Annotated in this window: 9 protein-coding genes and 1 tRNA gene; 6 read left to right on the forward strand and 4 right to left on the reverse strand. The window is 67.8% G+C overall.

Annotation, left to right across the window (positions count from 1 at the left end; genetic code table 11):
• On the reverse strand, positions 1-1,356 hold a 1,356-nt coding region (gene pcnB, locus NON22_RS16240; RefSeq protein ID WP_425507992.1), incomplete at its 3' end, for a polynucleotide adenylyltransferase PcnB.
• A 61-nt stretch (positions 1,357-1,417) separates the two neighbouring features.
• Between pcnB and NON22_RS16245 the strand changes: the two genes are divergently transcribed.
• Both NON22_RS16245 and fdxA read left to right on the forward strand, forming a co-directional pair.
• Positions 1,418-1,493 (forward strand) — tRNA-Glu (locus tag NON22_RS16245).
• Between the two features lie 40 nt (positions 1,494-1,533).
• The gene (gene fdxA, locus NON22_RS16250; protein ID WP_257387992.1) at positions 1,534-1,857 is read left to right on the forward strand and encodes a ferredoxin FdxA; all 324 of its coding nucleotides are present in this window, start codon (positions 1,534-1,536) and stop codon (positions 1,855-1,857) included.
• Between the two features lie 26 nt (positions 1,858-1,883).
• Here fdxA and NON22_RS16255 read toward each other — a convergent pair whose 3' ends face one another.
• Together NON22_RS16255 and dapA are read right to left on the reverse strand one after the other, a co-directional pair.
• Positions 1,884-2,423, reverse strand: coding sequence for a hypothetical protein (locus NON22_RS16255; RefSeq protein ID WP_257387993.1), 540 nt, complete (start codon positions 2,421-2,423; stop codon positions 1,884-1,886).
• A gap of 43 nt (positions 2,424-2,466) precedes the next feature.
• The gene (gene dapA, locus NON22_RS16260) at positions 2,467-3,351 is read right to left on the reverse strand and encodes a 4-hydroxy-tetrahydrodipicolinate synthase (RefSeq protein ID WP_257387994.1); all 885 of its coding nucleotides are present in this window, start codon (positions 3,349-3,351) and stop codon (positions 2,467-2,469) included.
• 120 nt (positions 3,352-3,471) lie between these two features.
• Between dapA and NON22_RS16265 the strand changes: the two genes are divergently transcribed.
• From NON22_RS16265 to NON22_RS16275, 3 genes are all read left to right on the forward strand, one after another.
• On the forward strand, positions 3,472-4,056 hold the full coding sequence (locus tag NON22_RS16265; protein ID WP_343231949.1) for a glycine cleavage system transcriptional repressor: 585 nt from the start codon (positions 3,472-3,474) through the stop codon (positions 4,054-4,056).
• 2 nt (positions 4,057-4,058) lie between these two features.
• Positions 4,059-4,520 (forward strand): peroxiredoxin, encoded by a 462-nt coding sequence (locus NON22_RS16270; RefSeq protein ID WP_257387996.1) that lies wholly within the window; start codon positions 4,059-4,061, stop codon positions 4,518-4,520.
• A 79-nt stretch (positions 4,521-4,599) separates the two neighbouring features.
• Positions 4,600-5,991 carry a PhoH family protein gene (locus NON22_RS16275; protein ID WP_257387997.1) on the forward strand — a complete coding sequence of 464 codons (1,392 nt, stop codon included), beginning with the start codon at positions 4,600-4,602 and terminating at the stop codon, positions 5,989-5,991.
• Between the two features lie 173 nt (positions 5,992-6,164).
• Here NON22_RS16275 and NON22_RS16280 read toward each other — a convergent pair whose 3' ends face one another.
• A complete protein-coding gene (locus NON22_RS16280) occupies positions 6,165-7,205 on the reverse strand; it encodes a hypothetical protein (protein ID WP_257387998.1) in 1,041 nt (346 codons plus the stop codon).
• Between the two features lie 287 nt (positions 7,206-7,492).
• Here NON22_RS16280 and thiD point away from each other — a divergent pair, with 287 nt between their 5' ends.
• Positions 7,493-8,314: a bifunctional hydroxymethylpyrimidine kinase/phosphomethylpyrimidine kinase gene (thiD, locus tag NON22_RS16285; protein WP_257387999.1), complete on the forward strand. Its 822-nt coding sequence runs from the start codon at positions 7,493-7,495 to the stop codon at positions 8,312-8,314.
• Positions 8,315-8,343: the final 29 nt, after the last annotated feature.

Genomic DNA, 8,343 nt, shown 5'->3' on the forward strand with positions numbered 1-8,343 from the left:
GGACGGCTTGCGGCGGCGCCGACGGCGCCGCTTGCGCGGTGCCGCATGCGCCGCGGTGTCGGCCGCGGCGGGCGCCGGTGCAGCGAGCACGTCGCCGAGCTCAGCCGGATCGCTGTCCTGGGCCTGCTCCCACCATTGCGCGAGTTCGGCCAGCGCCGGATCCGCCTCGGCGCGCACCACGAGGAAGTCGTAGGCCGCGCGGAAGCGCGGATGGCCGAGCAATCGCATGACGCGTTTCTTCATGCGCTGCTCGAAACGCGGCTGCAGCGCCCAGATTTCTTCCATGACCAGCGAGAAGCGCCGCGGAATCGCCACGCGCGCCGTCTGTTCCTGGATCACCGTGTCGGCCGCATGGCTCCAGGCATGCAGCACGTCGCTGCCGGAGGCGATCGCACGTTCCGCTCGCTCGCGCACGCCGCCCCAGAGCAGCAGCGCGAACAGGAACGCCGGCGTGACCGACTTGCCGGCCTGCACGCGCTGGTCGGTATTGGCCAGACCGCGCTCGACGAGCCGGCGGAACTCCACGCCGCGCTCGCGGCGCAGGGCCGCGGCGGTGGCCGGGAACACGAACTGCAGCAGGCCGCTACGATCGAGTTCGCGGAAGCTCGCGAGGCCGTGTCCCGACAGGAACAGCTTCAGCGATTCGTCGAACAGCCGCGCCGGCGCCGCATCGCAGAGCAGCTGGCCGAGCTTGGCGAACGGCCGCTCGGCGCTTTCGTCGATGCGGAAGCCGAGCTTGGCCGCGAGCCGCACGGCGCGCAGCATGCGCACCGGATCTTCGCGATAGCGCAGCTCCGGCTCGCCGATCAGGTGCAGCTCTTTCTTCTCGAGATCGGCCATGCCGCCGACGTAGTCGCGCACGCTGAAGTCGGCGATGTTGTAGTACAGCGCGTTGACGCGGAAATCGCGCCGTATCGCATCTTCCTCGATCGAGCCGTAGACGTTGTCGCGCACGATGCGGCCGTCGACGACGTGGCGGTCGGCGTTGCCTTCCTCGCCGATGCCGCGGAACGTCGCGACCTCGACGATCTCCTGGCCGAACACGACGTGGGCCAGACGGAAACGGCGGCCGATCAGGCGGCAGTTGCGGAACAGGCCGCGCACCTGCTCGGGAGTTGCATTTGTTGCAATGTCAAAATCTTTTGGATGTCCACCAAGCAGCAGGTCGCGCACGGCGCCGCCGACGAGGAAGGCCTCGTAGCCCGCCTCGTTCAGGCGGTACAGCACGCGCAGCGCACCGTTGCTGATGTTGCGGCGGGAAATCCCGTGCTGATCGCGCGCGATGACGCGCAGCTGCGGCCGCGCGGACTCCGCCGCGACGCCGGACTGCGCAGGCTTGTCTGTGCCGCGGCGCAATCCGCGAGGAATTGCCCGTCGAATGAATTCCGTTATACTCCGCACGCTTGATCCTCGACGCGCTCCCTTCGTCTAGTGGCCTAGGACATCGCCCTCTCACGGCGAGAACAGGGGTTCGAACCCCCTAGGGAGCGCCACTTTACTCCCCTTTCCGTATTCAGCAGGCTCGGTAGCCGCATGCCTTTCGTTGTCACCGAAAACTGCATCAAGTGCAAGTACACCGATTGCGTCGAAGTCTGCCCCGTGGACTGCTTCCACGCCGGCCCGAACTTCCTCGTCATCGATCCCGACGAGTGCATCGACTGCACGCTCTGCGAACCCGAATGCCCGGCCAACGCGATCTATCCCGAGGACGACGTTCCGGCGGGACAGGAACACTTCATCGCATTGAACGCGGAGCTGGCCAAGGCCTGGCCGGTGCTGACCGAACGCATAGACCCGCCTGCCGACGCCAAGGAATGGGACGGCAAGCCGGGCAAACTGAGCCTGCTGCAACGCTGAGCGCAAGACGCTGAGCCCCGACGGGCTCAGCTCAGGCGCTCCCGCAGCAGCGCCGTCACGCGCTGCACCGAAGCCGCCGCACCGCTGACACTGACGCGGCTGCCCGTGCCGTCGGCGCTGACGCCGATGTTCACCGTTTCCGTTACCGTCTCGACCTTCTTGCGCGTGAACAGGCGCTTGAAGAAACCGCCTTCGTCACGCGTGCGCTTGCTCGTGACGGTCAGCGAATACGTGTGCGAAGCCTGATCGCGCGCCGAGATGCTGCCGAGGTCGCCCGCCCGCTCCAGCGCGAGGCCGACGCGTTCCCAGGTGCTGTCGACGGTATCGGCGACGCTGAGACCGTCCACGCCGGTCGCACCGCGCGCCGCGACGGGCCGGCCGCTGCCGGCCTGCGGAACGATCAGCTCGCCTCGGCTCGGCGGCGCTTCGAGATCCGGCGGAATTTCCAGCGGCCGCGCCTCGGCCGCCTTGTCCCATTCGGACCGCGACTTGAACAGGCTGCAACCACCCAGCAGGGGAATCAGCGCGACGAGCAGCGCAATTCGGATCGCGGACTTCGAATTCACGGGCAAACCTTGATCTGTGTGGACGGTATGGCGAGCCGGCGGGTCAAACCGCCGCATCTTGCAGGTTCGAGAGCAGATCGCGCAAGCGCTCGCGGTGGGGTGCGGACAGCTCGGTCAGCGGCAGACGCGGGCGTGCGCTGCCCAGCCCTTGCACCGAGAGTCCCCACTTCAGCGGAATCGGGTTGGATTCCAACCCAAGCGCGTCGAACAGAGGCTGAAGACGCGCGTCCAGCGCCGCCGTTTCGTCGCGACGGCCGGCCCGGGCCGCGTCGCAGAGCGCGCGGAACAGGGTCGGCACGAGATTGTTGGCGACCGAGATCACGCCGTCGGCGCCGGCCAGCAGGCTGCGCGCGGCGCTCGGGTCGTCGCCGGAAAGAACCCGGAACGCATCGCTGCGCAGGGCCAGCAGCTGCGCGACGCGTTCCGCGTCGGCGACGGCTTCCTTGATCGCGACGATGTTCGGGTGCGGAGCCAGCCGGGCGACGGTCGCCGGCTGCAGGTCGCAGCCGGTACGGCCGGGCACGTTGTAGAGCACGATCGGCAGGCCCGCCGCGTCGGCGATGGCCGAATAATGCGCGTACAGACCTTCCTGGGTCGGGCGCACGTAGTACGGCGTCACGACCAGCGCCGCCGTGGCGCCGAGAAGCCGAGCCTGCTGCGTCGCCGCGAGCGTCTTGGCGGTATTCGCGCCGCCGGTGCCGACGAGCACCGGCACGCGGCCGGCGACAGCGGCCACGCCGTGGCGTACCAGCGTGTCGAACTCGTCCGTGGTCAGCGCATGCGCCTCACCGGTGGAGCCGGCGATCACCACGCCCTGGGTGCCGCCGGCGATCTGCCGCTCGATCAGCCGCGCGAACGCATCGAGGTCCAGCTGGCCGTCGGAATCGAACGGCGTCGCCAGCGCACAGATGCTTCCGGAGAGATTCAAAGCGGGGGATTCCGGGCTCGGAAAAGAGCGGCGGATGTTACTTGCGGCCCCCTGGTGTGGCAAGTATTCTGCGGCCACTGCCGGCGCGGTTCGGCACCACCTCCAGGCGACGCACGGACCGTGAAGCAAGCAGGTAAATCCGCCTTGACCGAAACCGCGCCACGTCCGCCGGCGAACGAGAACTACCTCCTCATCAATGCGTTCGCACCGCAACCGGAGTCGCCTCTGGTCGCGGTCACACGGCGCATATCCGAATGCGGCTGCAACCTCGTCGACGCGCGCGTCGCGGCGCTGGGCTCGGACGTGTCGGTGCTCGCGCTCGCGGTCGGCCCCTGGGACGCGATCGCCAAGCTCGAGAACGCGCTGAACAAGCTCGAACGCGGCGAGAATCTGCGCATCACGCATTTCCGCACCGGGCCCAAGCCGGTGCAGAACACGCTGCTGCCCTACGTCGTCGAAGTCATCGCCGCGGACCGGCCCGGCATCCTGCACCAGCTCGCCGAGTTCTTCGGCCGCCGCGGCATCACGATCGAGCAGCTGCATTCCTCGCGCTACCGTGCGATGCAGACCGGCGCCGACATGTTCTCGGCCCAGGTCACGATAGGCATTCCGGCGACGACGCACATCGCCGCGCTGCGCGACGATTTCCTCGAGTTCTGCGACGGGCTGAATCTCGACGCCATCATGGACCCGATGAAGTTCTGACCATGCTCGAACCCGGCGCCAAGGCTCCCGCACTGACCGGCACCATCGCCGACGGCACGCCCCTGAAGCTCTCCGCGCTGCGCGGCAAGTGGGTCGTGATCTATTTCTATCCCAAGGACAATACGCCGGCCTGCACCAGCGAGGCGCAGGATTTCCGCGACCTGCAGGCGCAGTTCGCCGCGCGCAACGCCGTCATCGTCGGCGTGTCGCGCGACACGGCGCGCACGCACACGAATTTCGCGACCAAGCAGAAGCTCGGCTTCGCGCTCATCGCCGACACCGACGAGACCTGGTGCAAGGCCTTCGACGTGATCCACGAGAAAGTGCTCTACGGCCGCCGCTATCTCGGCATCGTGCGCAGCACGTTCCTGATCGATCCGTCCGGCCGCATCCACCAACGCTGGAGCCCGGTCAAGGTGCCGGGCCACGCGGCCGACGTACTCGGGAGCATCCCGGCCGCGTGAGTGCCGCCGGCGCCCGATCCGCGTCCTCCGGAGCGGCGCCCGCCGCCCCGGCCTTCTTCCCCCCGCCCGAGGCTGACACATGACCCGAGGCAAGCGCATCTACGTGCTCGATACCAACGTGCTGATGCACGACCCGACCTCGCTGTTCCGCTTCGAGGAACACGACATCTTCATCCCGATGACGGTCCTTGAAGAACTGGACAATGCAAAAAAGGGAACATCCGAGGTATCGCGCAATGCGCGCCAGGTCAGCCGCTTCATCAACGAACTGATCGAGCACGGCGGCGAGCGCAAGATCGAGGAGGGCCTCGACCTGGTCTCGCCGCAGGGCGTCAACCTCAAGCGCGGCAAGGCCGTCGGCCGGCTGTACTTCCAGACGCGCACGCCGGAGTCCGCGCCGGGCAAGATCAAGGCCGACAACCAGATCCTCGCCGCGGTGCTGATGCTGCGCGAGCTCCACCAGCGCGTGCCGGTGGTCCTCGTCAGCAAGGACATCAACTTGCGCATCAAGGCCTCGATCTACGGCATCACCGCCGAAGACTACGAGAACGACCGCGCGCTCGACGATTTCAGCCTGCTGTACTCCGGCCACACCGAACTCGCCGAAGGCTTCTGGTCGCTGCACCAGAAGGACCTGAAGTCGTGGCAGGAGCGCAATCACACGTTCTACGAAGTGCGGCTGCGCAAGAACGAGGACTGGTATCCGCACCAGTGCCTCTACATTCCCGACGGCGACGACATGCTCGAACTGCGCGTGATCGAGGTGCGCGACGGCCGCGCGCGCCTGCGCCTCATGGACGACTACACCGGTTCGCACAACGTCTGGGGCATCACCGCGCGCAACCGCGAACAGAATTTCGCGCTGAACCTTCTGATGGATCCGGACGTCGACTTCGTCACCCTGCTCGGCACGGCCGGCACCGGCAAGACCCTGCTCGCGCTGGCCGCGGGCCTCGCGCAGGTCATGGACCAGCAGCGCTACCGCGAAATCATCATGACGCGCGCGACCGTGTCGGTCGGCGAGGACATCGGCTTCCTGCCGGGCACCGAGGAAGAAAAGATGACGCCGTGGATGGGCGCGCTGACCGACAACCTCGAAGTGCTGACCAGCCCGAGCGAAGGCGGCGCCTGGGGCCGCGCGGCGACCAACGACCTGCTCGCCTCGCGCATCAAGATCCGCTCCCTGAACTTCATGCGCGGACGCACCTTCCTGAGCCGCTACGTCATCATCGACGAGGCACAGAACCTGACGCCCAAGCAGATGAAGACCCTGCTGACCCGCGCCGGTCCCGGCACCAAGATGATCTGCCTGGGCAACGTCGAGCAGATCGACACGCCCTACCTGACCGAGACGACGTCGGGCCTGACCTACGCGGTGGACCGCTTCAAGGAATGGCAGCACAGCGCGCACATCACGCTGCGCCGCGGCGAACGCTCGCGACTCGCCGACTACGCGTCGGAGAAGCTGTAGCGCGAGCGCCGCGGGCCCTTGGCGCGGGAATCGGGAATGGGATGAGCATGTGCAGCCGAGCCTCGACGTCAACCGCCTTGACGATGTCCGGTTCTCCATTTCCCATTCCCGGCTCCAGAACAAAAAAAGGGGAGCAAAGCTCCCCTGTTCAAAGCCCATGGAGTGTGAAAAGGTCAGAAGCGCGTGGCGAGCACGGCTTCGAATTCGAGCTGGTTGCCGACCAGCGAATTGCGCGCGGCGTAGTTGGTCGGCGCGCCGAACAGGTACTGTGCCGGCGCATAGCTAGTGATGAAGCGCAACTGGCCGTTCTGTCCTATCCAGCGCGAATAGCTCAGGTCGAAGCTGTAGTTCGACACGTCGCCGAGCAGGCGGTCGAGCAGCGGCGAGGTCGGTGCCGGCTGCGTCCGCGTGCTGTAGCGCAGCGCCACGTCGCCGTTGCTGCCGCCGTGCCAGACCGAGGCCACGCTGTAGACGTCGAGATCGCCCCACTCGAACACCGGGCTCGCGCCGCTGCCGAGCGCGGCGAGGAAACGCCGCGGCAAGGTCGGACTGCTGAACGCACGGATGTCGCTGTACATCACGCGCTCGAGATTGAATTCGAGACTGAGCCAGGGGGCCAGGCCGACGCCGAGATTCAGGCTCGCGCTGGCCGGAATGTCGAAATCGCCCGGATCGGCATAGACGCCGCGATAGTTGTTGAACGCGTCCATGTTGACGCGCGACTGGTAGCTCGTGGTCCAGCGCAGGCGCTCGCCGAGCATTTCGCTGAACTCGACGCGGACGCCGCGGCCATAAGCGGCGGTCGCCGGGCCCGGCGGCGCGGCGAATTCGTCGACACCGTACTCGCCTTCGCCGAACGTCGCATTCGCGAAACGCTGGTAGGCGAACAGCGCCGCCACGGACCAGCGGCCGCTGTCGCCCCAGCCGCGCACGTAGGACGGCGCGACGATGTAGCGGTGCAGGCCCGGACGGGCTTCGGGAATCAGACGCGGCACGATGCCGTTGTCGCCGAGGCGGCTGCTCGGCACTTCGTCGACGCCGCTGCGCACGGACACGCCGATCAGCGCGTTGCTGCCGATGGCGGTGTAGCTGGAGCGGCTGCTGCGGCTCGTGGCTAGCTCGAGCAGCTGCGGCGCGACGGCGGGAGTTTCGGGTTCGGCCCAGGAGAAATCGGGCTGGATGCTCTGGCGGGCATACTCCTGCCAGCGCTGCATGACGGATTCACCACCGATCTGGGCGAAGGCGGTCGGGGCAAGAAAATAGAAAGGGAGCGTCAGGCCAAAACTGATCGCTCCCATCGGCTTCCTCGACGCTGCTGTTGCGCTAGCCCGGTACATGACCTGCCGTGTGGTTCCATGGCTTGTGGTGATTGTCGGCGCGGAGTTTGGCAAGAACGCAACACCGAGTCAAGTACGCAACACTACCGATTTACCGTGTCCAGACGGCAATTTGCGCCAATTCGGCGGAGCACGGCCGCCGACCTGTTGCAGGATTACAACAAATGCAGAATCCCCGACCCCGCCCCAGCGTGCTGACCGTCGCCGGTTCGGACTCCGGCGGCGGCGCCGGCATCCAAGCCGACCTCAAGACCTTCCAGGCGCACGGTGTCCACGGCACCAGCGTGATCACGGCCGTGACGGCGCAGAACACGCGCACCGTCACGGCCGTGCACGGGATCCCGGCGGCGCAGATCCGGGCGCAGATCGCCGCCGTGCTCGACGACTTCGCGATCGCCGCCTGGAAGACCGGCATGCTCGCCGACGCGCGCACGATCCGCGCCGTCGCGCGCGGCATGGCGCCGGCCGCGGCGGCGGCCTACGTGCTCGATCCGGTCATGATCGCGACCAGCGGCGCGTCGCTGCTGCAGGCCTCCGCCGTCACGGCGCTGCGCGAGCACCTGCTGCCGCTCGCTCGCGTCGTCACGCCGAACCTGCCCGAGGCCGCCGCGCTGGGCGGCCGGCGGATTCGCCGCGCAAGCGACCTCGACCGCATCGCCCAGGACCTGCTCGCCGACGGCGCGGCTGCCGTGCTGATCAAAGGCGGCCACCAGCGCGGTGCGGCCGTCGTCGTTGACCGGCTCTACTGCGACGGCGATCTGCACGAGTTCGTCCACGTGCGCCTGCAGCGCCACGGCCACGGCACGGGCTGCACCCTCGCCGCCGCCATCGCCGCGAATCTGGCCCGCGGACAGGATCTGCCGGCAGCCTGCGCCGCCGCGACCGACTATGTGCACGCGGCGCTCGACGCGGCCTACCGCCCGGGACGCAGCCGGGTCGACGTGCTCGATCATGCCGCTGCGCTGCCGCGCCGCCGCCGGCCGTAGCCCGGTCGGGCCGCTGCCCGCGCCGCAGG

This window comes from Tahibacter caeni, assembly GCF_024609805.1.
GTDB classification, from domain to species: Bacteria; Pseudomonadota; Gammaproteobacteria; order Xanthomonadales; family Rhodanobacteraceae; genus Tahibacter; species Tahibacter caeni.